This is a genomic window from Vibrio sp. QJM3NY_35 (assembly GCF_057785915.1).
In genome coordinates this window covers 1,073,347-1,096,881 of the sequence record NZ_CM173507.1, presented here as the reverse complement: position 1 = coordinate 1,096,881, position 23,535 = coordinate 1,073,347, and the positions used below count along the sequence as shown (strand labels likewise).

Sequence of the window (23,535 nt, the reverse complement as noted above, 5' to 3'; positions counted from 1 at the left end):
AATGCACAAAGTGGGTACGCACTCATTTTAAAATTGACTTTGATCACGGATCTAATAACCACAAAAATTCTATTATCTCTCCCGAAATGAAGACGGTGTGATGAAGCTAAATAATCAACACACAATAATTAAAACCAAAACCACCCTATATAAAATAAAGGTTTATCGGTCATGACCATTAAAAAACACATGAGCGAAGTTCCTATGATTCAAAGGGTAGCCGCATATCTAGCAATTCTAGTGGGTTACTTTTTTTATTGTTATAACTTTGTAATTATTGACTACGTACGCCCATACATCGTGGAAGAATATGCTGGTATTAGCCTTTCTGATACCGCTCAGTTCTACACTTGGCAGTCTGTTGGTGCTCTGATTGGTGCACTGAGCTGTGCATGGTTCGCAACCAAGTTCGGCAAGAAGTCCACACTAGTAGCAATTACGGCACTTAACGGTGGTGCAACCATCATCAACATGATGTTTACCGACTACGCCACTTGGGCCGCAATGCGTTTCATCATTGGACTATCTTTAGGTGGTTACTTCACTGTAGCTGTATCTTTGATGATTGGCCTATTTACACCAACGGTTCGCGGTAAGTTGACTGCTTTTGCTTCTTCAATGTTCTCTGTTGCTTTAGTGGCAATGGGCGCTTACGCAGCCTTCATTACAAGTGTGGATGCACCTTGGCAGAGCCTAATGTGGGTAGGTGGTATTCCACCGCTTGTAGCAGCAGCGTTAATGATCTTTGTATTACCAAGCGACAAAACAGTGATCGCCTACGGTGAAGAAGATCAACAAACCACAACCAATGCAGCTGGGGAAGTAACCGAAGCTAAAAAAGGTTCTTGGGGTGAGATGTTAAGCAAGCCTTACCGTAAAATTACGATTACTTGTTTACTTCTTTCTGGTCTTAACTTCTACGGATTCCAATTCTTCGGTGGCTTTGTAACAACCTACCTGAAAGATGTTCGTATGTTTGATGGTGCAACCATCGGTTTGATCTTCTCTATCTCAGCATTTGGTTCACTCTTCGGCGCTTGGTTCTGGGGATGGGCAGCAGATAAGTACGGTCGTAAGATCAACGCGTTCGGCTTCATCCTCGCAGGTATCATGGTTTCTATCTTCTTTGTCGCACCTGGTGACATGATGATTGGCGGCCTAAACATGCTGGCTCTTCTAGGTCTTATCTACAACTTCGGCCTGTCTGCTTCTGCGGTATGGGGCGGTTACTTCTCTGAATTGTTCCCAGCACGCTTGCGTAGCTACGGTGCAGCTTTATTCCATGGCGGTCGTATTATCGGCATGTGGGCACCAATGGTACTTATCTTCATCCAAGAGCGTACCGACCTACAAACCGCAATGTGGGGCTCACCAATCGTATGGATTATCGCCGGCCTACTATGGCTAACACTGCCTGAAACTCTTAAAGGTGGCGTCTTCGATAAGAGCAAAAAAGCTGAAGCAGCAAAAGCTTAATTCGACACTCATACGCTGAAGTTCAAATACGAAAAATTTAAAGCCGGCTGATAAGTCAGCCGGTAACAAAATCAAATCGAGTCCTGTTCCGAATGTTGACTCGACAACACAAAGAGAAATTATTATGTCTAAATATCAAGAAGCGAAACGCATTGTTCGTGAATACTTCGATGCAATGGAAAACGCAACTCACGAGAACGTTGCTGAAGTTTTAAAAGCACACACTTCTGAAGATTACTTGTGGCGCGGTGTTTACCCATTCCGCGAGCAAGAAGGCGCACAAGCAGCAGCTGACGTATTCTGGGCGCCAATGATGAAGTCAATGACTCGCATGCAGCGTCGTCAAGACATCTTCATCGGTGGTAACAACGAAGTTAACCCAGATGAGATTTGGGTAATGAGCATGGGTCACTTCATGGGTCTATTCGACGCTGAATACCTAGGCATGCGCCCAACTGGCAAGATCATGAACGTTCGCTACGCAGAATTTAACTGTGTTGTTGATGGCAAAATCACTAAGACAGGTCTGTTCCTAGACCTGCTAGGCATGATGGATCAAGCAGGTTGCTACCCACTTCCACCATCAACTGGTAAACACTTCGTATACCCTGGCCCACGTAACCACGATGGTCTGCTATTTGAAGACGCGGCCCCAGAAGAAGGTGTTGCGACACTTGCTCTAGTAAACAAAATGGTTGATGACCTGTCTGCTCTTAACGACAGCGGCGCGATGGGTTGCCCACCAGAAGTACTAGCGAAGAGCTGGTCAAAAGACATGATTTGGTACGGCCCATGTGGTATCGGCGCGTCTTACACAATTCCTCGCTACCAACAACAGCACCAACTTCCTTTCCGTAACAACCTGAAAGACAAGAAGTTCAACGGCCACGTTTGTCGTTTCGCTGAGGGTAACTTCTCTTGTTTCTTCGGTTGGCCAAACCTATCAAACACACCAACAGGTGGCTTCCTAGGTATGACTGGCGGTGAAGTACGTGCAAATATGCAAGTAGTTGATGTTTACTACCGTGACGGTGACAAGCTGTCTGAGAACTGGGTTCTTATCGACCTTCCTTACTGGCTACAACAGCAAGGTCTAGATGTGTTCGAACGCACTTCAAGCATCATGAACCCAACGCTGTAATCAATACGCTTTAATCCAAAAGATTGAAACGAAACAGTAGCAACCTAAATAGACATCTGATTTAGGTTGCTTCGCTTACTAGGAGCCCCTTCTCGCTCATAGTAAGCGAAGCAACCAATTCATTATTGCTCCACTAATAATTGAATCCACTAGTGCCTCATGGACGGGGTACACCCTGCCAAACCATTACTAATATAACGGGCTCGAAAGCACGGTGGCTTTCTGCGGCCTGAATAAAGAGAATAACAATGAAAAAGTCGATTCTTTCAGCAGTGATCCTGACAGCACTTACCTCAGGTTCTGCTTTTTCTGCACACACTTTTACCAATGACGCGGGCGATAGCGTTACTTTAGACGGTCGTTTCGACGTTCGTTACCAAGATAAGGGCGGCGACCACAACGGTGAGTGGAACAGCGGTAGCTCTCGTTTCGGCCTTAAAGGTCAAATGGGACTCGATAACGGCTGGACTGGCTTTGGCCATGCTGAATGGGGTTACAACTCAGGTGCTAACGGCGACAATATTTACGACCGACTTCTATACGCAGGCGCAGAGCACGACAAATACGGCAAGATCGCAGCAGGTACTAAGCAATGGTCTACTTTTTATGACGTAGCATGGTACACCGACTTAGGTCGTGTCTTCGGTACTCGCGGCTCAGGTGTTTACAACCTTTCTGACTGGGGTATTGCATCTGGTACAGGTCGAGCAGAAAACTCCATTACTTACCGTAACTCAATCAACGACCAAGTAAGCTACGGCTTCACTTACCAAACGACACGTGAAGAAGTGGCACTAGCGAGTAATGCGACAGCTTCATTGAAAAACGGTATGGGCGCGTCAATCACTTACAAACCGGTTGATGGTGTAACACTTGGTGCAGCTTACCACCAAAATGAAATTGCAGACCTAGACTCAGGTGTGGTTGGCGTAGAAAATGGCGACAACATGCGCATCATGCTATTGGGTGCGAACTACAGCAACGGTGGCTTCTACGCAGGTGCCACTTTCCATGTTGGCGAAAACTGGGAAGCAGTAAGCCAAGGCGGTACGGATGTAATGTTCGATACCCTAGGTGGTGAAATCTACACTTACTACCACTTCGACAATGGCCTACGCCCTACGTTGAACTACAACTACATGGAAGATCGTGATGACGAGACAGATGGCTATGAGCGTAACTTGCTTATCCCTGGTGTTGAATACCACTTCCAGAAGAACAAATTCCTAGTTTGGACTGAGTACCAATTCGACCTAGGTAAAGATCAGTTCGTTGGCGGTAAATTCGAAAACAGAGACGACCAGTTCGCTGCAGGTATCCGTTACTACTTCTAAGCTCCAGTTGGTCGATTCATAAATTCTTTAAACAAAGCTCTGCTCTTAACGCAGAGCTTTTTGGGTCATACCCAGAATAATATTCAACACTCTCTATTAACCCTTATTTTTCATCCAATCATGGCATATTGTATTTTTGAGTACGTACCTAATTATGTTACTCTATGCACAATCAATTTGGTTCAAAAGTATGGTATATGAGCTCTCCAAAACACTCCACGGCGTCAAAGCCAACCGTCACATCTAAAGATGTCGCTAAACTTGCTGGCGTTTCTCAATCAACTGTATCTCGTGTATTTGTCCCAGGCAGTTCAGTGTCTGAAAAGACCAAGCAAAAAGTGTTCGATGCAGCAAAATCGTTGAACTATCGTCCCAATGCCTTTGCCCGCAGTCTGACGACAAATGAGTCCAAATTGATTGGCTTAGTTTTCCCAGATGCTGATTACCCAATTCACATGAAAACCCTACAACTCATCTCTACTGAGTTACAAAAACAGGGATATTCTGCGGTATTGATCCCTTGGCAAGTGGATGGCAACGATAACCACTCAATTCCCAATATCTTCCAATACCGAGTTGATGGCGTGATTGCTGCTTCTGCGACCTTTAATAAGTCGCTTTATGAAGAGTGTGAAGAGTTTAACATCCCCATTGTTCAGTATGCTCGTGTAGTTGAGGGGACTAAGAGTAGCCATGTAATAAGTGACAACTACGCCGCTGGCCAAGTCGCCGCTCAGCATTTACATAGCGTAGGAACAAAGTCAGCGGTTTACCTGACAGGTAACGTGCCAACCTACACCAACGGCGAGCGTGAATCGGGCTTTTGCTCAGAATTCGAAGATCTAACAGGCAAGCAAGCTCGTGTTATTGAAGCTGACTATGACTACCTTGATGCTCTAGATACCATTCGGACTCTGTTTTCAGAACTCACACATCCTCAAGCGATTTTTTGTGCGACAGATAACCTCGCGATGGCAGTAATGGATGTGGCGCGCTTAGAATTTAACCTGCGTATTCCAGAAGATCTTCAAGTGATTGGTTTTGATGATATCCCACAGACTCAATGGTTGAACTACCAACTCACTACCTTCAAGCAAGATTTCAGACGCCTTGCACGTGAATCCGTGAAAATTGTCGTTAGCCAGATTCAAGAGCAAGACACGAGCTTGGTTAAGCTGATGGTGCCAGTGAAGTTCATTGAACGAAAAACGACGCTAAAATAGAACCAACGTTAAGACGCTTTCAAACAAAAATCCCGCTCAGTGTGAGCGGGATTTTTTATGATATCTAACTAGTTACCTACACCACCGGTCTTCTCTGCCGGAGAATCAGGCGTTACTGGAGGCCACTCTTGGAAGGTTGCTAAGTGTTGTTGGACAGCAGCTTGTGCCGGGCCAAATGCCCACATTTTTTGTCCCATCCATTTTAGGTACATGCCCGACTCTTCCGCCGCTCGCTCGTATGGGTCACGACGTAAGTTAAACAATAATGGTGCATTTAGCTCCTCTTTCGGACCACTCCAGCCATGATTTTGGACCACAAAGTGCGCCTTCCAATCACCAACACGAACCGCTTGCAGCTTGTCTCGTTCGTAGTAGTAGATCTCTTTACGGTTTGACTCGCCTTTCTCAGTCAGCATATCCACTTGGTTGTAACCATCAAGGTGCGCTTTAAAGCCATCGTGACCTTTCAGCAGTTTTTCTTTTAGATCCGTTGGACCACCAGCCGCAGCGACCAGAGTGGGTAACCAGTCCATACCATCAAAGATGCCATTGCCTACAGTACCCGCAGGGATTTTACCCGGCCAGCTAACCAGAGCAGGGGCTCTTACGCCACCTTCCCAAGTTGTGCCTTTCTCACCGTGATAAGGTGTCATGCCGCCATCAGGCCAAGTCATGATCTCAGGGCCGTTATCGGCAGTGAAAATGATGATGGTGTTGTCGGCAATACCGAGTTCTTCCATCTTCGCCATCATCTCACCGACGTGATCATCAAGATCTTTCATGACCACTTCTTGAAGCCCCCAACCGTTTTGGCCGAGCATCGCTTCGTATTCAGGTGAAAGATGCGTCCAAACGTGACCGCGTGATGGACAGTACCAAGTGAAGAAGGGCTTATCCGCCTCAACCGCCCTTTCGATGAAGTTGATCGCGTGTTTATTTACTTCGTCATCGAGTGTACGCATACGCTCGATCGACAATGCACCATCGTCTTCGATCGTTTGACCACCTTTACCGTCTGATCTTGCGTATATGACATTACGAGGTGCAAAGGCATCCAAAGATCCATCTCTTGGCCAATCTGGATCTTCTGTGTATTCCATTGCATTCAAGTGATACAACCAACCCCAATACTCATCAAAACCGTGCATTGTCGGTAGGAATTCATCTCTATCACCAAGGTGGTTTTTACCAAACTGCCCCGTGACATAACCCATGGTTTTAAGAATCTCAGGAAGCGTTGGCGTGTCGGCACTTAAACCAACTGGGCCACCCGGTAACCCAACTGAGTGCATGCCTGTTCGAACAGGAAGTTGCCCAGTTAAGAATGCGGAACGCCCCGCCGTACAAGAGGGTTGTGCGTAATAATCAGTCAATAGCATGCCCTTTTCAGCAATACTATCGATGTTCGGTGTTTCGCTGCTCATCACACCATTGTGATAAGCACTCAGGTTTGAGATCCCAATATCATCAGTGAAGATAACAAAAATATTCGGTTGCTCTTGGGCTGACCATGCCGATAGCGAAAAGCTACTCAACACACTCATCACAACAAGGTGGAAAATCCTTTTCATAGAATGTCCTTATACTGTTTCAGATTGCTCTTTGTGAACCATTTTTATTCCTACCAAACCAAAGCCAAGCTCCAATAGTAGATAGACGACAAGTAGCCAGTGAGGCATGCCATCTATCACCAAGCTAATGACTCGGCCGGCAGCCAAACCCAACATGAAGACCACCAAACTGTAGAGTGCTGGCAGTCGGTATTTCTTTAGTAACGCCCCTGCTATCCAAAACAGAGCCAACGCTAAGTACAACCCCATCACAGCACGAAAGATATGAGTGACATTGATAGGGCTAGCATCAATTCCGAAAAGATAATCAAGGGAGACAACGGGGGCATAACCGTACGACAACGCAATCGGTGTTAAACCCAAAACAGAGACGAACAAAAAAACACTTTGTGGCTTCATATCCTTACTCTTTTAATTTGGCTCTTTTCAAAAAACATAGTCTACAATCAGCAATAATATACAAGTTGCATATGTGGAAAATGGATAGTTAAAACACACATTCACATTCGTGCTATTTCACATCGAAGATAAGGATATCAATATGGCTAAATGGCATTACCTACTCGCATCAGCATTGGCTGCCAGCTCAAACGTAAATGCTCAGGAAGCAAGCACACAAGCGGATACAAAAAAGTGGCAACATAGCTTCGAAATTTACGCGCTCGCACTCAACATCCGCGGAGACAGCAACATTGGTGATTTGTCTGCAGATGTCGATGTTGATCCTGCATTCATCATGGATCACCTTGATATGACCGCAATGGTGCGTTTAGAGGGTATCTATGACAATCAGTGGGGCTATTACATTGACTATAGCTTCATGAAGCTAAGCGGAAAAACAAACTCAGTGTTAGGTAGCAACCTAGAGGTATTGAGGGGCAACCTTGATATCCGACAAGGTGTTTTAGATGTGAAGGGTTTTAAGCGCTACCAGTACGATTTTGGCACGATTGATTATCTGTTTGGGCTTCGTTGGTGGGATAACGACATTGATGCCAAGCTTTACGGTTCAGGTGGCAATCTAAGTACAGACCGATCACTCGATGAAGATTGGGTTGACTACCAAATAGGTGTGAGATGGATAACGCAGATCAATAAGGATTGGAAGTTTCACGCAACCATTGATGCAGGGCTTGGTAGTGACACCAACTTTACCTCATCTCTCTTAACTGGCGTGCGATACCAGATAAACAGTTGGTCTGACTTAAATGTTGCCTACAAATCAACCTGGGTTGATTACGAAAACAAAGGTACCTTTGAATACGATACCGCATCGCAAGGGTTCCTGATTGGTTGGGCTGCTCATTTCTAGTCAAACAATAAGAGGTAAGCCTGATATCGTTAGGCTTACCTGACAATGTCAATCTTTCAAGAGTTAATGCCGGTTTTAACTAACGAACAAGCAAAACTACCCATCAACGACCTAGTTATTCACAGTGTTTGGAACTACGCACTCTTTCTTCATGATAGTTAAGCCGGCCTCGAGAGTTTCTGTCCAAGCTTGTTCAACGCTTTCATCGTAGTGAGGGTCGTATTTTTTAACTGTATTGAGTAACGAATTGAACCACTCGTTGAGTTCAATCTCGGAAATATCCAGCCCTAGGTCTTTATGCCTTTTACCCAGTTTCTTGACCGAGTTCCGCACACTTGGCAGACCAGAGGAATTATAAATAAGAATGATCGAGGCCTTAAGCATCTTAGTTTGCTGCTCTAACCCTATTTTTTCAAAACGTTCTGAAAACCTTGGGTTATGCTCGCAGAAGTCTGCCAGAAAGCTTTCCAAGAATTCTTGATCAATCCGGCAACGCTCAAAGCTTTCATAAAACAGTTCATTCGGTTTCATCTAGCAAGTCCTTTGCAATAGTCAGCCAGTCTTTAAAATAACGTGTTAGTTCAGAGCATCATAAACTCACCCTGAACAATCAATATGACTTAATTATACGCCACTGTGGCATAAAGTTAACTATGATATAAAGTGAACTGTGGAATAACGTAAACTATGGCATAAAGTGAGTTGCACAAATCTTGTTTCCATCAGGGTCTCGCAAGTAAGCCATGTACAAGCGACGCTCGTCAGAACCTCTCGCTCCGGGGCCACCTTCAATGCTAGTACCACCATTTTCGACGCCGATGCGATGCCAATCATCCACCATTTCTGGTGAAGTTGCCAAGAATCCTACTGTCATACCATTGCCATAAGTCGCTGGCTGACCATCAATCGGTTTGGTTAAACCTAGTACACCCGTTTTGCTCACGTAAACACAACGCCCTTTAGGGTCGATTGAGCCTTCGTTGTAACCAAGCATCTTCATAATTGGATCATAGAACGACTTCGCACGTTCAATATCTTCGGTTCCGAGAAAAACATGGCTGAACATAACTCACCTCTTTTTATTGAAAGAAAGAACCACCCAAACTAGACCTTAAATTCGCTTTTGTCTAGGCATGCTATTCTGTCATAACTGCTGCTTAACCCATTGAGTAAACACTTGAAACTTAGTCCGTTGCTCCATCCCTTTCGGACATACAAGATCGTAACCTTTACCCGACTCAATACTCATAAAAGGAGCAACTAACCCACCCTGTTCAATTTGAGTTGTCGCAAACTCGAGTCTTCCTAGTGCTACACCCATCGATAACCTTGCCGCGTCCATCGCTATACGGTTGTCACTGTAGTAATCACACTTTAGAGTACAATCAACCTCACTTTGAGCCGCTTCCAACCAACGCTGCCAAGCCGTCACGTCTCCACTATGAATAAACTGCACACTATCCAATTGTTGCAAGCCCTTCTCAAGATTGAACCTCTTCGCATATTCAGGACTGCATACAGGCATTCTAATTCCTGAAAATAGTCGCTCACTATAATGATTCGGATAGTGACCCTCGCTGTAGAAAATTGCCACGTCATAAGGTTCAAACTGAAAGTCAGATTGGTTCTGTTTGGTTTGTAATTTGATGCTTAGATTCGGATACAAGCGTCTGAATTCTGACAAGCGTGGCATTAACCACGAGGAAGCAAAATAAGGCGATGTCGCGATGTACAACTCCCCACTTAGCTCTCCAGTTTGAATGTCCATCAGTTCAGAGAAAATAGATTCGAATGAGACACTCAGCATCGAGAGAACGCGTTGTCCTTCTGGGGTCAATTCTAGCTTTCTCGTTTTACGCACAAATAGATTAAATTTAAGCTGCTGCTCAAGTTTCTTGATGCGATGACTGACTCCACCTTGAGTCAGAAATAGTTCATCGGCGGCAAGGGTGAAGCTTAAATGTTTAGCCGCCACACAGAAGGTGTGCAGCAACGACAATGTTTGTTGGCGATTTTCAAACAGCCCCATAGATTAACCCCACTAATTCATAAATCATCAATATTGGTTTGTAGACGTACTGACTCATCATATAGATTAAACCATGTAATCTACATAATAATGGTGAGTCAAATGAAGCAAGCACAAAAACTCAAAGTTGCGGTCATTGGCGGTGGATCAAGTTACACCCCTGAGCTGATCGAAGGCTTACTAAAACGCTATCACGAATTACCTATTTCTGACCTTTGGCTTGTCGATATCGAAGAAGGTATGGAAAAAGCTCAAGTGATTGCAGATTTGACGCAGCGAATGATTAGAAAAGCGAACTGTGACATCACAGTGCACCTCACGACAGACCGAAAAGCAGCGCTTGTGGACGCGAATTTTGTCTGTTCTCAATTTAGGGCTGGTCGATTAGAAGCAAGGCTACGTGATGAAAGAATTGCATTAAAGTATCGCATGATAGGGCAAGAAACTAACGGATTGGGTGGTTTCTCTAATGCTTGTCGAACCATACCAATTGCATTAAAGATCGCCAAAGAGATGGAAGCACTTTGCCCCAATGCGTGGCTGCTCAACTTTACCAATCCATCAGGTATGGTGACCGAGGCCTTGATTAAGCACTCAACCATCAAGACGGTCGGCTTGTGCAATATCCCCGTGAACATGGAGCGCGGAGCAGCAAAAATGCTTGGCGCTGTACGCGAAGACATCACCATGCAAATCGCAGGTTTGAATCACCTAGTGTGGGCCCGAAAAGTACTTCATAACGGCGAAGACAAGCTCCAAGAAGTGATAGACCAACTCCTCGGAGGCAATGACCAAATGATGCCTAAAAACATCCCACCCTTTGAATGGGATGCCGAGTTGATTCGCTCATTGAACCTGGTGCCGTGCGCTTACCTACGTTACTACTACCAATCACGAGATATTCTAGACAAAGAATTTGCGGCGTCTGAAAAGAGCGAAAATCGCGCCGACTTGGTTGCAAAAGTTGAACAACAATTGCTCGAAATCTACAGAGACCCGATGCTGGATACCAAACCGAAATTATTAGAAGAACGAGGTGGTGCCCATTATTCTGAAGCAGCTTGTGAACTAATGAGCAGTATTCACAACAACAAGCGTTCTATCATGCACGTTAACACTCGCAATAATGGGGCGATTCAAGGGCTTCCTGATGACTGCGCGGTAGAAGTCAGCTCAGTTATTACTAACAGCGCGATCCTTCCATTGAATGTCGAACCTTTTGATAGCGATACGTTACGCCTAATCCAACAAATGAAAGAGTTTGAAACCTTAACAGTGAAGGCCGCGATGACGGGGGATATTGCATTAGCTAAACGCGCTTTGATCCTTAATCCTATTGTTGATAGCGGCTCACACATTGATGAGGCGTTATTAGAAACAATTAGAGAGAACCTAGACTTCATGCCTGCGTTTGCTCATCGATCAACACAAAGTGAGCAGTAACCTTATGTACATTAACTCAGTCGAAATTAGATTAATTCAAGTTGTTCACAATCCATTTTAGTCACCAGAGGTCACGATGAAACTAATACTGAACGCCGATGATTTCGGCCTCACTGAAACGGTAAATCATGGCATTGTTGAGTGCTTCAAAGCAGGCGTAGTAAAGTCAACCACCATCATGATGAACCAACCTGGAACCCAACACGCCATTGAGCTTTATCACCAAGGTTTGGTTCCGGAAGTAGGCTTGCACTTTACGGTTACAGCGGGAAAACCTCTTAGCGCACCTGAATTAGTACCAAGTTTGGTTGATGATCAAGGTAATTTCTTAGACAAAGCGGCCTTGTTCAACAAAGTCGATGTGGTCGAAGGCGAAGTTGTGCTTGAACTTAACGCGCAATATCAAGCGGCTATCAATGCAGGTTTAAAGATCAACCATATCGATAGCCATCATTTTGGGGGCGTATTTAAACCTCTCAAAGCGGCGTTTACTCGATCAGCTAATACGATTGGCCTGCCTGTAAGACGCATCGACAACATTGTGAACGGGCAAGATTCTCTCTTAGTACCGACACCTAATGCTTTTGACATGCGTTTCTTTGACGAAGGCGTATCGCTGAATGGCCTGCAAGATTTATTACTGAGCTACCAAGCTATGATGCCTGACGGTGTGCTTGAGTTAATGTGCCACCCTTCATCAGTGGCAAGTGAACAGCTTAAGTCCCTATCAAGCTACAGTGATAAACGCGTCAAAGAACATCAGCTTCTCACTAGCCCTGCGCTAAAACGGTGGTTGGCTGACCATCAGATTGAGTGCATTGGATTCGACGATCTCAGATAGTTTTTTAATTCAGGGCTACTCAACGATCCGTTGTGCACCCTGCCCTTGGTCATGCAGAATATCTTCAGGGTTCAACAAGTGGCATTTCTGCATGCTCAAACAACCGCAACCGATACAGCCGGTTAGGTTTTCTTGTAGCGATTTAATCTGCGCCATTTTGCTGTCGAGTTGTCCTTGCCACTTCTTCGCAACTCGCTCCCAATCTCGCTTAGTCGCGGTATGGTTCATAGGTAAGGTAGATAACTCTTCGGTAATCTCTTCCAGCGTGAAACCTATCGACTGCGCCACTTGTATCAACGCTATTCGTCTCAACATCGCCGACTGATAACGGCGTTGATTTCCATTAGTGCGAATCGAAGCAATCAACCCCTTGGTTTCGTAAAAACGTAACGCTGAAGGAGCCACGCCGCTACGCTCTGCCAACTGGCCTATGGTGAGATATACGATGTTTCTCATTGTTACACTATCCTTGAGATCATAAATAATTAAAGCTTACTTTAACTTTAGAATAGCGGCCTATTCCAGCCCTCACCAATGATTGACCTTAAACTTTGACAGAGAGCTCAACGAAAATCAGCCACGATCATAACTGCTTTGTTGAATCAGATGTCATTCGATTTCGAAATCTGACTCATGATCGATTTCAAGTTCTCTGCTATTTCGGCATTGATGATCTCACCCGTTTCTACATTAAAGTTGTCGTAGAAACTTGGTACCGACATCGAGCCCTTCACATCAGCATCAAAGTAAGGTGCAGAATGTACCGCAGACGACAACACAGAGCTTGCGCCACCTGGGCCTGGTGATGTGGAGAGCATCACAACAGGTTTGCCTTGGTACACTTTCATGTCGATTCGTGATGTCCAATCAAACACATTCTTAAAGGCTGCGGTGTATGAACCGTTGTATTCTGCAAAAGAGATGACCACAGCATCTGCTTCGCCAATCTTGCTAAAAAAATGCTGCGCGTGTTGATGAACGCCAGACTCTTTTTCTCTGTCTTCACTGTAAATGGGCATCTCGAAATCATTGAGATCGAGCACCTCTACTTGCGCGCCCTCGACTAAACTTGCGGTGTACGCTGCTAATTGTTGGTTAATCGATGCTTTACTGTTGGTCGCGCCAATCGCTAGTACTTTCATTGTTGGTTCCTAATTCATTTGTATCACCTTTCCACATTCATGGATTCAGAGGCGATTGTCTGTGTATTTAGATTGGGGAGGATGATAAAACCTCAAGTTAACTTGAGGTAAAGCGATATTTTCAAAAAACAGAAAATAATTTTAAAGTGCTTATAAAGCAGCCAATTACGACGAGTGATGTATGACGTTGTATGCCACAGGAAAAATAAGCACACCTACAAATGCAGTAGATGTGCTTTATCGAAAGGTTATTTACTTAAGTTTATTTAATGAGCTGATACCCGAATAAGCAACGCCCGATAGCTCTGCCATCTCGCGATTCCATGTTGCCAAATCATGAGGGTTAAATTGATTCAAATGATCATGACCACATGCTCTCGCCATCACTTGCATTAATTCTGTCGAGGCTTCGAAGAAGTTCTTAAGCTGATTCGATGCTTTCTCTACATTCAAACGCTGGCGTAAGTCGGCCTTTTGAGTCGCAATACCCGCAGGGCAATTATTGGTGTTACACATTCGGGCAGCAACACACCCAATAGACTGCATGGCACTGTTTGAGATAGCGACACCATCTGCACCAAGCGCCATCGCCTTCACAAAGTCCATCGGAACACGCAGCCCACCGGTAATGATTAAGGTGACTCTGTCACTTACACCTTGCTTGTCTAGATAGGCTCTGGCACGAGCGAGTGCTGGAATGGTCGGCACACTAATATGGTCACGGAACATCTCTGGCGCCGCCCCAGTACCACCGCCACGCCCATCCAAGATGATGTAATCTGCACTAGCATCGAGTGCGAACTGAATATCCTCTTCAATATGATTGGCACTGAGCTTGAAGCCAATAGGAATTCCGCCCGTCACTTCTCGAACTCTATCGGCAAATTTTTTGAAATCCTCGGCGGTTTTTAGATCAACAAAGGTCGGTGGAGAAATCGCAGCTGTACCCGCTTCAATGCCACGCACCTCTGCTATCTTGCCAATGTTCTTCGCTCCCGGTAGGTGACCGCCTGTTCCGGTTTTAGCACCCTGCCCACCTTTAAAGTGGAAAGCTTGAACGTTTTTGAGCTTAGATTCATCGTAACCAAATTGTGCGCTGGCTAATTCATAAAAGTAACGAGAATTCGCAGCTTGCTCTTCGGGCAACATTCCGCCCTCTCCCGAGCAGATCCCCGTTCCCGCAAGCTCCGCGCCTGTTGCTAAAGATATTTTCGCTTCTTCAGATAACGACCCAAAACTCATGTCAGATACAAACAAGGAGATGTTCAATTTAAGCGGCTTTTTCGCTTTTGGCCCAATAATAAGCTCAGTACCGACTGGCACATTTTCCAATAACGGTTTCGTCGCCATTTGTGCAACCATCACTTGAATATCATCCCAATGAGGTAATAGATATCTTGGGACGCCCATTGAGGTCATTGGCCCATGATGACCCACTTTGGATAAGCCATCTCGTGCCAGTTGATGAATGAACTCAACTGTGGGCTCTTCTTTGGTTGCAGAAGCCGCTGGCGAGAGGTCGGGCGTTACCGCTTGGATATGAACATCAGGGCCTTCTTGCCCAACTTGTTCAGCAGTAAACTGTTTATGAGTGCCATCGCAGAAAGGAAGGTTGTTGGAATACTTACAGCGGCAAAGGTAGGCGTCTCCGCTTTCTTCGGCGACAAAGCTTTTCGGTTTGAAACCCGTCCCGGCATGGGAACCGTCACAAAAGGGCTGACTTTTAGATCGGCCGCAGGTACAAAAGTAATACTCTTCTCCCTCTGTCAGCTCGACTTTGACGGGTTTGTTATCCGCGATTACTGGACTCTTCATAGTTCGTTCACCTTTGCTTTCTTATGATTTGATGACTAAAGCGATGATTTGCTCACAAGAATAAAGTAAAGGTGAGATACGCGGCTAATTCAATAAATGAACCTGAGAAAACAAGCTTAATAAACAGCCCAAAAACAGAAGTCTTGCTTGTTCAACACAAACAAAAATGGCCACCGAATCGGCAGCCATTGTATTTTTATGCTGAATCTAAGCTTATGTGAAAGATTAATCGAATAACTCGATGACCAGCTTATTGTCTTTAATCACCAGATTCGGTTCCGATGACTTGATCAATGACTCTTGCACCTTGTTACTGTCCAATTTGTAAACTGGCGACTGGGACAACGCAAAACCAATCATAGAAACGGCAGGCTTAAGTAACTTCTCTATTTCAGGAGAGAGCTGTTTTCCCTTTTCCTCAAAGCGCTCTAGGCGCAGAGACTTTAAGTAGACCTCACCACTCTCTTTGTCGTATTCGGGAATCGCACTGAACTCGATATCAAGATCCAACCCCATGTTCGGCATGTTAAACACCTGAACTTTTGCATTGGTATTCGCCAGAACAGACACACGCTCGGCATCAGTTCGGCCAATTTGCACCGCTAAGTCATCAACAGCCACTTGCGCATACATAACGTTTTGCACACCGACTTCTTGTTCTAACATCACCGAATCTTGCAGATAGTTCGTCATTTCTTGTTCAGTAACGCTATAGCTCACACAACCACCTAGCACCAGCGCAGAAGCTGCTAAAATGAACTTTTTTGCTACGTTAATTATCATCAATATCAGCTCTTTATCGTTAGTGATTAGCGCGGAGTTTACCTTGTGAACATCAATAAACAAAACAGTAAAAGCAGCAAACACACGATATTCATGGATGCCTTTACTCTCAGTAAGTAAAGCACCTGATTGACTTCCCCGCTTGAGACAATGCTACTTGCTAGATCAACGCTAGCAGATTTGTGTACTCGAATTAATTGAATTTTGCTTCTAAGCTTATGGGATATTTAGGGGGCTTACTGTAGGTTTCATCATGGAGTCGAAACATGAAGAGTGAGCACAATGCCATCAAAAAGAGTATCACCTGAGCCAATAACTCGTTCTGTGATTTTGTTATGCAACACCGCATGCCTGCACCATAGTCAGTGGGTTGGAGAACTGCGTCTCCATAACTGGGAAGCTCAAGTTGCAGAAACAACCGAACAGGCCATTCACTTACTCGATACACGCAGCGAAAGCTACGCACCAATTGTAGTTTCTTGTCTAACATCATCCTCGATCGACAAACAATGTGAGCAAATATCAGCGTTAAAGGTTCACTCTCCAAATTTAAAAGCAATCGCTATCTGCAACCAACCACCAAGCCGCAACTTATCGCTCATTAAACAAACCTTTTGGGATTATTACCACCTCCCTATTGATACAGAATGGCTTTGTCGAAATTTAGGACATGCGTATGGCATGGTCGACACCAAGCAAACTAAACCTAAGCCTGCCTCGTGCCATGAATGTCAATTGGTAGGGCAATCCAGAACCATCCAACAACTTAAAAAGAAGATAGCCAAGATCGCTGACAACGATTTTCCAGTGCTGATTCAAGGGGAAACAGGTACAGGAAAAAGCCTCTGTGCACGTTTAATACATGAGGCCTCAACCCGCTGTCAGAAACCGTTTATCGCTGTAAATTGTGGCGCAATACCACAATCCCTGATTCACTCCGAGTTATTTGGTTTTGAAAAAGGCTCATTCACGGGAGCAAACAAACGCTACGTCGGACATGTAGAAAGAGCGAATGGGGGGACTCTATTTTTAGATGAAATTGGCGACCTTGAACTGTCGCTTCAAACCTATTTACTCCACTTTCTAGAAAATAACTTGATAGAGCGATTAGGCAGTAGCAACCAATTGCCCGTAGATTGCCGTGTGATTTTTGCCACCAACGTCAACATCGAACAAGCCGTTGCTGCGGGTAAATTTCGTAAAGACCTCTTTCATCGGATAAATGTGCTTCCATTGGAGCTAGTGCCACTCAATGATCATAAAGAAGACATAGAAGATTTGGTTCGATTCGAACTGAAGCACAAATACGCATCCAAAACCAAGCTTCCTAGTGACACCCTTGAGCAAATGAAACAATATCACTGGCCGGGCAATGTCAGAGAGTTATTCAACTGTATAAAAAGAGCGATTGTTCTTTCTAACTCAAGCGCCCTTTCTACTCGCCATATGGGGATTCAATTGAAAGACGCGCTGCCCGACACAAAGGGGGACACTCGACTCTCCTCAAAAAATGTTCATCGTGTGATTCAGCAACACCACTACAATATTTCCCAATCTGCTAAAGCCTTGTCTATTTCTCGGACAACCTTATATAAGCTAATTAAAAAACATCAAATAGTAATTTAAGTCGCCTAGTTAATTAACTAATGAAAAAAGCAGCCTAACGAGCTAGGCTGCTTTAGAAGTAAAGTGAGTACAATTAATGAAAGTACTTATGGCTCAGGTACAGTAAATGGGCAAACATCACAGGTTGCAATATTCGATGTTTCCATAAATGCTTCTTGCAAGAACAGCGAGTCAAATGTTGCTGTCACTTGATTCGATAGCATTCCGTCAACTCCAGTTGGTAACACATTTGGCGCATAGGTTTTGCTTACTTGTGTACACACTTGACCTATCGCATCACCAAAGTTCGGTATCCACTCTCCCTCCCCCGTTTTACAAGCAAATAGTTCTGGGTCGGCACTTAATGCACTACACATATTGCCAGCACCACATGTGGTCACATCCTCAAGATCATCACAAGGTAACGCGAAGTCGAGGTAATAACTGCTGTTGACGACTTCGGTAGGTAAATCAGAACGGCTCAAAGAATCATCCTTAGAGTCCATCAGCGATTCAATGGCCAATGGAATATCACCGGTATTACATATTTCAACATCATAGGTTTTCTTAAGCACAACTTGACCGCTATCAACCTCTAAGAAGCTATTACATACCTTAGAAATCTCAACCATTGGACTCAAATCTATTGGCGGACAATTGTAAGCCACGGGCGCTTGAGCATTCACGATAAGCCCGTCAAGATCCACTGAACCATCGATCACGCCGACGGCACCATTATTTACAGACAGGTAATTACCCATGAATGAGAATGACTCACCGACGCTCCACACTTCATCACCATTACCCACCACTGGAAGCGCACCTAAGATTGGAGAATCCGACAAAAAGGCCACTTCGTAGCCACCATTAGTGCCCAACGAACCAGGACCAGTGTTAGTAACCGTCACGGTGTAGTCGATATTGAACATGCCATCAACAGTAAAACTGGTTGTGTTACAAGTCGCCGCTATGCTGATACTACATAAACTGAATGAGCCGACAACGAGGTCAGCCAAAGATGCATCAATCGAACGGGAAGCTCGTGACTCCACTAAGAAGCTACTGAAACAAGGAATGTCACTGATACCAAACTCATCATTCAACAGCGCAGATAAGTTCAGGCGCCCTTCAACAAAGCTCTCCGTCGGAATAGACGTAGTTTCCCCAGTTTTTGCCAAATATTCCCATCCAGAAACATTAGGCAACGGTATCGCACCAATTGAATCATCATTTGAAATCGCACATATCTTGTCTACGCCGATAGCACCACTGCCACATCGAGCCCCAACAAAATCATTGGATTTAGGGTCTCCCGCCGTCTGGAACAGTCTGGTCATGTTGTCAGTCACATCACCATTATTCAAATCCCATTGCAGCACTTCAATATAGGGTTTACCGCCACTCGCTTGCGGAAAAGAAATCAAGACCAATATGTCTCCATTGACGTGCTCGCCTATGAAATCACCTTTTGTCACTCCTGCCGGTAATCCTACTTGGTCTTGTAAGAACCAAAAACCAATGTACATATCACCATTGTTCGCATATCGATCGGCACCAAAATAAATCAGCAAATCACCTTCACTTTCAAAGGCAGTAGCATACGCATTGGTAAAGTCATCTTTTGGTTGCGGTGAAGCACTTCGGAACGCCCAGTCGGTAATATCCGAGTCATCTTTAGAACCACCTTTCCAAAAGATCTGATCCACACCATTGCGATCTTTTTGGAAAAATTCAGCAATCCCAACCATGCTATTGGGATCGTTAACATCATCCCAATCAATTGTGCTACCGGAACTAGTCACATCGCCGTCCAACTCCATCACATCAACGGTAGCACTCGCGACATTAGGAATACTAAACAGCAAAAATGCGACAAATAAATAATTTATAACCTTCATGTTCTCTCTCCATTTATCCATACTTATGCTTTTCAGGATGTTCTGCCTGCCCAAATTGGAGAAATCCTCTAGCAATTCGTAGGTTCGATAGAGCATATTCCAAGCCAACTTCAACTAATTGATTTGGTTGATGTTTGTATATTGAAGGCACAACTTTATTGGACGCTTTGTTATCATTTGTCCATAAAGTCGAGATTTGACCAAATAATCAAGAACTTGAAAGGGTGAACAAAGTGTCTAGGTCAGACATATTTAAGAGCTTTGATACGAGGAGAGTGATCTTTAAAAGGTACAATAGCGTAGCCACTTTAAGCTTATCGAATCACAAGCGTTTGAAGGGTGCCGACTTAGCGGGCAACTGAAGGTTCTTCTAACTAAGCAACAGGCGAAAAAACAATGACACAACTGACGATATTTTACGATGGAACCTGCCCACTTTGTGCAAAAGAGATGGGGGCACTGATTAAATCTGATACCAAAAATCAGATCCAGACTATCGATATCTACAGCGAAGCGTTTGCAAACTATCCTCAGATTGATGCGGATGCGGCCAATACAGTGCTGCATGCTCTTGATGAGAACGGAAAGCTGCTGCTTGGTTTAGACGTGACTTACCAAGCGTGGAAGCTAGTCGGAAAGGGTTGGCTGTATGCCCCATTACGTTGGGCGATCTTTAAGCCAGTGGCAGACTGGTGCTATCTACGGTTTGCCAAGAATCGATATAAAATTTCGTTCTGGCTAACCGGAAAGTCACGTTGCAACGGTAACAGCTGCACTAAATAGTGTTGAGTTAAGACATGCCGCTGGCGACTTTGTAGTACACGATGCCAAACAGAGCTGCGAACACCAATACCGTAACGGCCACTTTCAACCAAATAAATTTCATGCTTTGTCCTTTTAATTCTGTTTACTGTTCCACGCGACAAGTTAGCACAACAAAACATACGGTTGTGTAATGATTGATAGAACTTTGTAGTGAACCTTGATTCCCAGAGAGAACCTTTATGTCGGCAAAAGAGAGAAACCTTCCCACTCATCGACTTTCTAGATTTAGTAAGTTCGCTTCGTTGGCGACAAGAGTCGCGGGTAACGTGCTAACGGAAGGCACCAAGCAGATCGCACAAGGCAACAGGCCCAAAGCAAAAGACTTACTGCTCACACCACAAAACATTGCTCGCTTAACCGATCAACTCGCACATCTGCGCGGCGCTGCGATGAAGTTAGGACAAATGCTGTCAATGGATGCGGGCGATGTCCTAGAACCTGAACTCGCAGACATTCTTTCTCGCCTGCGTTCAGACGCCGACCCGCTGCCAACCAAACAACTCAATCAAGTGTTAGAAAGCTCGCTCGGGAGCAATTGGAAAACCGAATTCCTTTCCTTCAACTTTAAACCGATCGCCAGTGCATCTATCGGCCAAGTTCACCAAGCCTATAGCGATGCGGGGGACAAACTCGCCGTCAAAGTCCAATACCCAGGCATTCGAAAAAGCATCGACAGTGATGTAGATAACGTGGGTACACTGCTCAACATTGTTGGCTTGATACCAAAGTCGGTCGACTACAAAGGCTTGTTAGAAGAGGCAAAGAAACAGCTCCACGATGAAGCGGACTATGCTCGCGAGGCTGACTATGCGACTCGTTATCACAATGCATTAAAAGATCACTCTCACTTCGTCGTGCCTAAGATTCATGCGCAAATCTCATCAGAATCGGTGCTCGCCATGGACTTCATTGAGGGTATCTCGATAGAGCAAATCGAAGGTTATGATCAAAGTACTCGAGATTTTGTGATGCACAGCTTGCTCGAACTCATGTTCAGGGAGTTGTTCGACTTGCAGATGGTGCAAACCGATCCCAACTTCGCCAATTACTTGTATGTGGTACAAACACGACAGATTGGCTTGTTGGATTTCGGAGCCACCCGTGAATACAGCGACCGTTTCAGTGATGGTTATCGCATGGCTTTCACATCTGTGGTCAATCATGATGAGCAGGGGTTAAACAAAGCCCTAGAGCAAATTGGATTTTTTAGCGAGACCATCCTCCCAGACCAGCGCCAAGCGATTCTCAACTTAGTGACAATGGCGTGTGAGCCCATGTTGGTTGACGAAGAGTACGATTTTAAAGCCAGTGGACTCGCTCAAAAGCTACGCGAAGCCGGAACTATACTCAGCATGGAGCAAGAGTATTGGCACACACCACCAGCCGATGCCCTATTCCTCCACCGTAAAATCGGTGGCATGTACCTGCTAGCATCTCGCCTTGGAGCCAAGGTCAATATCAGGCGCTTGGTGGAACCCTATTTGCTAAGCGATAGCTGATACTTAAGCGATTCCGGTCTATAAAGTGATCATTTCAAGTCGCTGAACAGTAATAACAGTTACGCCAACTAAAATGAGTCAGACTTATGAAACATTCACTGCTGTGCTCCACCGCCCTAATCGCGAGCCTAACAAGTTCATTCGCATTTTCAGCTAGCTGCCCTGAGATACTCAACGGCAAACAAAGGCTGTTAAATTCAAACGAAGAAATTGAGCTGTGTGAAGAGTTTCAAGGTAAGACTTTATTGATCGTGAACACGGCAAGTCAGTGCGGTTTCACCCCACAGTTCGAGCAACTTGAGCAGCTTCACCAAACGTATAAAGATCAAGGGTTCACGGTTGTTGGTTTCCCAAGTAATGATTTTCGCCAAGACAGAGGAAGCGAGGAGCAATCCGCTAAAATCTGCTACCTAGATTACGGTGTGACTTTTCCGATGATGGCGCGCGCTTCACTCTCTGGGCCAGACGCAAACCCAGTCTTTGCCGAAATCCAACAACAAGCCGGTATCAAACCAAAATGGAATTTCTACAAATTCCTGATCAGCAAAGAGGGTAAAGTGGTAGCAACCTTCCCTAGCTCGACATCACCGGTGAGTGCGACACTCAAAAATGCGATTGAGCAACAGCTATGAGATCCGATTATATGGCGACAACTCAAACCCGCAATACCATGGCCAAGCTGGGTTACATGGGGCTAATCCCGTTTCTATTTGGCCTATTGTTGTCTCTGACCGACAGCCAATTCCTAGGCTTGAGCGGCGAAACACTCTTCATCACCTACAGCGTGGTCATCTTGAGTTTTTTGTCGGGTATTTTGTGGGGAAATGGCATCGAAAATTTCGAAAGCCAATCTAGCAATAAGGCTCTGCTTCTAAGTAACGTGATTGTGTTAGTCGCGTGGGTAGCGGTGCTACTTGGGGAACAAAAAGAGTTTCTCACTACCCTGATTCTTATCATCGGCTATATTGCGGTTTGGCGGGCGGAAAGGTCGATGAGAGAAGAAAACCAAAGTGAAGGCCCCGATGGCTATTTTGATATGCGAACCCGACTGACCTCTAGCGTGGTGTTAATGCACGGTATCGTGATGTTGACCTAGGTCTGTGAACCTTTAATTAAGGTGTGCGCCTTTGAATAAACAACGTTAGCAAGAAACTAGACGATGAGCTGCTTCACCAACCTTGGCTCATCATCGCCAAAATAGTTCGACTCTTCTTTGATAGTGACAAAACCCATAGAAACATAAAGCGCACAAGCCGACGCATTATTTGGATCAACGGTAAGCAACACCTTGGAATCTTGTGGCAATGTTTCTATCGCCTGCTGCATCAATGAACGGCCAATCCCCATGCCTCGGTAAGCAGTATCAACAGCCAGTGACAACACCCAATACTCTTGTTGTTTGTCGGTTGGCGTCATTAACACGTAGCCCGCAACCTGCGAGTTCTGTTTCGCCACCAACAAGCCCTTCCCCCAGCAATCAAATGCCTGACGAAAGAAAAACAACGGATAGGCGTGATCGCCAAACAAAGCATGTTCAAGCTGGTAGATATCAGCCAGTTCTTGTTTTTCCGCACAAACAACATTCATACATCGACCTT

The 23,535-nt window shown here is 45.0% G+C and carries 23 protein-coding genes; 12 read left to right on the top strand and 11 right to left on the bottom strand.

What is annotated here, in order from left to right:
- The first annotated feature begins 171 nt into the window (after positions 1-171).
- The 4 genes from AC3CH3_RS05000 to AC3CH3_RS04985 all read left to right on the top strand — a co-directional run bounded on the left by AC3CH3_RS05000 (position 172) and on the right by AC3CH3_RS04985 (position 5,174).
- A complete protein-coding gene (locus AC3CH3_RS05000; protein ID WP_017104144.1) occupies positions 172-1,476 on the top strand; it encodes an MFS transporter in 1,305 nt (434 codons plus the stop codon).
- A gap of 124 nt (positions 1,477-1,600) precedes the next feature.
- Positions 1,601-2,617 (top strand): nuclear transport factor 2 family protein, encoded by a 1,017-nt coding sequence (locus tag AC3CH3_RS04995; RefSeq protein ID WP_017065254.1) that lies wholly within the window; start codon positions 1,601-1,603, stop codon positions 2,615-2,617.
- 248 nt (positions 2,618-2,865) lie between these two features.
- Positions 2,866-3,951, top strand: a complete 1,086-nt coding sequence (locus AC3CH3_RS04990; RefSeq protein ID WP_488537866.1) for a porin — start codon at positions 2,866-2,868, stop codon at positions 3,949-3,951.
- A 197-nt stretch (positions 3,952-4,148) separates the two neighbouring features.
- The gene (locus AC3CH3_RS04985; protein WP_488537865.1) at positions 4,149-5,174 is read left to right on the top strand and encodes a LacI family DNA-binding transcriptional regulator; all 1,026 of its coding nucleotides are present in this window, start codon (positions 4,149-4,151) and stop codon (positions 5,172-5,174) included.
- A 68-nt stretch (positions 5,175-5,242) separates the two neighbouring features.
- Here AC3CH3_RS04985 and AC3CH3_RS04980 read toward each other — a convergent pair whose 3' ends face one another.
- Positions 5,243-6,745 carry an arylsulfatase gene (locus tag AC3CH3_RS04980; RefSeq protein WP_488537864.1) on the bottom strand — a complete coding sequence of 501 codons (1,503 nt, stop codon included), beginning with the start codon at positions 6,743-6,745 and terminating at the stop codon, positions 5,243-5,245.
- A 9-nt stretch (positions 6,746-6,754) separates the two neighbouring features.
- Positions 6,755-7,144, bottom strand: coding sequence for a DUF4345 domain-containing protein (locus AC3CH3_RS04975; protein WP_488537863.1), 390 nt, complete (start codon positions 7,142-7,144; stop codon positions 6,755-6,757).
- A gap of 142 nt (positions 7,145-7,286) precedes the next feature.
- Here AC3CH3_RS04975 and AC3CH3_RS04970 point away from each other — a divergent pair, with 142 nt between their 5' ends.
- Entirely contained in the window at positions 7,287-8,057 is a 771-nt protein-coding gene (locus AC3CH3_RS04970; protein WP_488537862.1) for a DUF481 domain-containing protein, read from the top strand.
- 111 nt (positions 8,058-8,168) lie between these two features.
- Here AC3CH3_RS04970 and AC3CH3_RS04965 read toward each other — a convergent pair whose 3' ends face one another.
- The 3 genes from AC3CH3_RS04965 to AC3CH3_RS04955 all read right to left on the bottom strand — a co-directional run bounded on the left by AC3CH3_RS04965 (position 8,169) and on the right by AC3CH3_RS04955 (position 10,086).
- Positions 8,169-8,588 (bottom strand): globin family protein, encoded by a 420-nt coding sequence (locus AC3CH3_RS04965; protein WP_488537861.1) that lies wholly within the window; start codon positions 8,586-8,588, stop codon positions 8,169-8,171.
- Between the two features lie 154 nt (positions 8,589-8,742).
- Positions 8,743-9,123, bottom strand: a complete 381-nt coding sequence (locus AC3CH3_RS04960) for a VOC family protein (RefSeq protein ID WP_488537860.1) — start codon at positions 9,121-9,123, stop codon at positions 8,743-8,745.
- A gap of 78 nt (positions 9,124-9,201) precedes the next feature.
- Positions 9,202-10,086 carry a LysR substrate-binding domain-containing protein gene (locus AC3CH3_RS04955; protein ID WP_488537859.1) on the bottom strand — a complete coding sequence of 295 codons (885 nt, stop codon included), beginning with the start codon at positions 10,084-10,086 and terminating at the stop codon, positions 9,202-9,204.
- 102 nt (positions 10,087-10,188) lie between these two features.
- Between AC3CH3_RS04955 and AC3CH3_RS04950 the strand changes: the two genes are divergently transcribed.
- Positions 10,189-11,529 (top strand): 6-phospho-beta-glucosidase, encoded by a 1,341-nt coding sequence (locus AC3CH3_RS04950; RefSeq protein ID WP_488537858.1) that lies wholly within the window; start codon positions 10,189-10,191, stop codon positions 11,527-11,529.
- Positions 11,530-11,605: 76 nt separating this feature from the next.
- The gene (locus AC3CH3_RS04945; RefSeq protein WP_488537857.1) at positions 11,606-12,370 is read left to right on the top strand and encodes a carbohydrate deacetylase; all 765 of its coding nucleotides are present in this window, start codon (positions 11,606-11,608) and stop codon (positions 12,368-12,370) included.
- Positions 12,371-12,385: 15 nt separating this feature from the next.
- On the opposite strand, the gene soxR is transcribed toward AC3CH3_RS04945, so the two are convergent.
- The 4 genes from soxR to AC3CH3_RS04925 form a co-directional block, all read right to left on the bottom strand.
- Positions 12,386-12,826, bottom strand: coding sequence for a redox-sensitive transcriptional activator SoxR (soxR, locus tag AC3CH3_RS04940; protein WP_004736387.1), 441 nt, complete (start codon positions 12,824-12,826; stop codon positions 12,386-12,388).
- Positions 12,827-12,972: 146 nt separating this feature from the next.
- Entirely contained in the window at positions 12,973-13,512 is a 540-nt protein-coding gene (locus AC3CH3_RS04935) for an NADPH-dependent FMN reductase (protein ID WP_488537856.1), read from the bottom strand.
- A 252-nt stretch (positions 13,513-13,764) separates the two neighbouring features.
- Positions 13,765-15,327: a glutamate synthase-related protein gene (locus AC3CH3_RS04930; RefSeq protein WP_488537855.1), complete on the bottom strand. Its 1,563-nt coding sequence runs from the start codon at positions 15,325-15,327 to the stop codon at positions 13,765-13,767.
- 225 nt (positions 15,328-15,552) lie between these two features.
- Positions 15,553-16,110 carry a YceB family lipoprotein gene (locus tag AC3CH3_RS04925; RefSeq protein ID WP_239917472.1) on the bottom strand — a complete coding sequence of 186 codons (558 nt, stop codon included), beginning with the start codon at positions 16,108-16,110 and terminating at the stop codon, positions 15,553-15,555.
- Positions 16,111-16,392: 282 nt separating this feature from the next.
- On the opposite strand from AC3CH3_RS04925, the gene AC3CH3_RS04920 reads away from it, so the two are divergent.
- Positions 16,393-17,736, top strand: a complete 1,344-nt coding sequence (locus tag AC3CH3_RS04920; RefSeq protein WP_488537854.1) for a sigma-54 interaction domain-containing protein — start codon at positions 16,393-16,395, stop codon at positions 17,734-17,736.
- 86 nt (positions 17,737-17,822) lie between these two features.
- Here the strand turns inward: AC3CH3_RS04920 and AC3CH3_RS04915 are convergent, their stop codons facing one another.
- Positions 17,823-19,613, bottom strand: coding sequence for a hypothetical protein (locus AC3CH3_RS04915; RefSeq protein ID WP_488537853.1), 1,791 nt, complete (start codon positions 19,611-19,613; stop codon positions 17,823-17,825).
- A 396-nt stretch (positions 19,614-20,009) separates the two neighbouring features.
- Here AC3CH3_RS04915 and AC3CH3_RS04910 point away from each other — a divergent pair, with 396 nt between their 5' ends.
- The 4 genes from AC3CH3_RS04910 to AC3CH3_RS04895 all read left to right on the top strand — a co-directional run bounded on the left by AC3CH3_RS04910 (position 20,010) and on the right by AC3CH3_RS04895 (position 23,033).
- Positions 20,010-20,396, top strand: a complete 387-nt coding sequence (locus tag AC3CH3_RS04910) for a thiol-disulfide oxidoreductase DCC family protein (protein WP_488537852.1) — start codon at positions 20,010-20,012, stop codon at positions 20,394-20,396.
- Positions 20,397-20,617: 221 nt separating this feature from the next.
- Positions 20,618-21,937 carry an ABC1 kinase family protein gene (locus AC3CH3_RS04905; RefSeq protein ID WP_488537851.1) on the top strand — a complete coding sequence of 440 codons (1,320 nt, stop codon included), beginning with the start codon at positions 20,618-20,620 and terminating at the stop codon, positions 21,935-21,937.
- Between the two features lie 86 nt (positions 21,938-22,023).
- Positions 22,024-22,569, top strand: a complete 546-nt coding sequence (locus AC3CH3_RS04900) for a glutathione peroxidase (RefSeq protein ID WP_488537850.1) — start codon at positions 22,024-22,026, stop codon at positions 22,567-22,569.
- A complete protein-coding gene (locus AC3CH3_RS04895) occupies positions 22,566-23,033 on the top strand; it encodes a DUF3429 domain-containing protein (protein WP_488537849.1) in 468 nt (155 codons plus the stop codon). Before AC3CH3_RS04900 ends, AC3CH3_RS04895 begins: the two co-directional genes overlap by 4 nt.
- A 56-nt stretch (positions 23,034-23,089) precedes the next feature.
- Here the strand turns inward: AC3CH3_RS04895 and AC3CH3_RS04890 are convergent, their stop codons facing one another.
- On the bottom strand, positions 23,090-23,524 hold the full coding sequence (locus AC3CH3_RS04890) for a GNAT family N-acetyltransferase (protein ID WP_488537848.1): 435 nt from the start codon (positions 23,522-23,524) through the stop codon (positions 23,090-23,092).
- Between the last annotated feature and the right edge of the window lie 11 nt (positions 23,525-23,535).

Bases quoted from the DNA above. Each gene is read 5' to 3' on its own strand.
- AC3CH3_RS05000 (WP_017104144.1), top strand. From the start codon at position 172: ATGACCATTAAAAAACACATGAGCGAAGTTCCTATGATTCAAAGGGTA.
- AC3CH3_RS04995 (WP_017065254.1), top strand. From the start codon at position 1,601: ATGTCTAAATATCAAGAAGCGAAACGCATTGTTCGTGAATACTTCGAT.
- AC3CH3_RS04990 (WP_488537866.1), top strand. From the start codon at position 2,866: ATGAAAAAGTCGATTCTTTCAGCAGTGATCCTGACAGCACTTACCTCA.
- AC3CH3_RS04985 (WP_488537865.1), top strand. From the start codon at position 4,149: ATGAGCTCTCCAAAACACTCCACGGCGTCAAAGCCAACCGTCACATCT.
- AC3CH3_RS04980 (WP_488537864.1), bottom strand. From the start codon at position 6,745: ATGAAAAGGATTTTCCACCTTGTTGTGATGAGTGTGTTGAGTAGCTTT.
- AC3CH3_RS04975 (WP_488537863.1), bottom strand. From the start codon at position 7,144: ATGAAGCCACAAAGTGTTTTTTTGTTCGTCTCTGTTTTGGGTTTAACA.
- AC3CH3_RS04970 (WP_488537862.1), top strand. From the start codon at position 7,287: ATGGCTAAATGGCATTACCTACTCGCATCAGCATTGGCTGCCAGCTCA.
- AC3CH3_RS04965 (WP_488537861.1), bottom strand. From the start codon at position 8,588: ATGAAACCGAATGAACTGTTTTATGAAAGCTTTGAGCGTTGCCGGATT.
- AC3CH3_RS04960 (WP_488537860.1), bottom strand. From the start codon at position 9,123: ATGTTCAGCCATGTTTTTCTCGGAACCGAAGATATTGAACGTGCGAAG.
- AC3CH3_RS04955 (WP_488537859.1), bottom strand. From the start codon at position 10,086: ATGGGGCTGTTTGAAAATCGCCAACAAACATTGTCGTTGCTGCACACC.
- AC3CH3_RS04950 (WP_488537858.1), top strand. From the start codon at position 10,189: ATGAAGCAAGCACAAAAACTCAAAGTTGCGGTCATTGGCGGTGGATCA.
- AC3CH3_RS04945 (WP_488537857.1), top strand. From the start codon at position 11,606: ATGAAACTAATACTGAACGCCGATGATTTCGGCCTCACTGAAACGGTA.
- soxR (WP_004736387.1), bottom strand. From the start codon at position 12,826: ATGAGAAACATCGTATATCTCACCATAGGCCAGTTGGCAGAGCGTAGC.
- AC3CH3_RS04935 (WP_488537856.1), bottom strand. From the start codon at position 13,512: ATGAAAGTACTAGCGATTGGCGCGACCAACAGTAAAGCATCGATTAAC.
- AC3CH3_RS04930 (WP_488537855.1), bottom strand. From the start codon at position 15,327: ATGAAGAGTCCAGTAATCGCGGATAACAAACCCGTCAAAGTCGAGCTG.
- AC3CH3_RS04925 (WP_239917472.1), bottom strand. From the start codon at position 16,110: ATGATAATTAACGTAGCAAAAAAGTTCATTTTAGCAGCTTCTGCGCTG.
- AC3CH3_RS04920 (WP_488537854.1), top strand. From the start codon at position 16,393: ATGCCATCAAAAAGAGTATCACCTGAGCCAATAACTCGTTCTGTGATT.
- AC3CH3_RS04915 (WP_488537853.1), bottom strand. From the start codon at position 19,613: ATGAAGGTTATAAATTATTTATTTGTCGCATTTTTGCTGTTTAGTATT.
- AC3CH3_RS04910 (WP_488537852.1), top strand. From the start codon at position 20,010: ATGACACAACTGACGATATTTTACGATGGAACCTGCCCACTTTGTGCA.
- AC3CH3_RS04905 (WP_488537851.1), top strand. From the start codon at position 20,618: ATGTCGGCAAAAGAGAGAAACCTTCCCACTCATCGACTTTCTAGATTT.
- AC3CH3_RS04900 (WP_488537850.1), top strand. From the start codon at position 22,024: ATGAAACATTCACTGCTGTGCTCCACCGCCCTAATCGCGAGCCTAACA.
- AC3CH3_RS04895 (WP_488537849.1), top strand. From the start codon at position 22,566: ATGAGATCCGATTATATGGCGACAACTCAAACCCGCAATACCATGGCC.
- AC3CH3_RS04890 (WP_488537848.1), bottom strand. From the start codon at position 23,524: ATGAATGTTGTTTGTGCGGAAAAACAAGAACTGGCTGATATCTACCAG.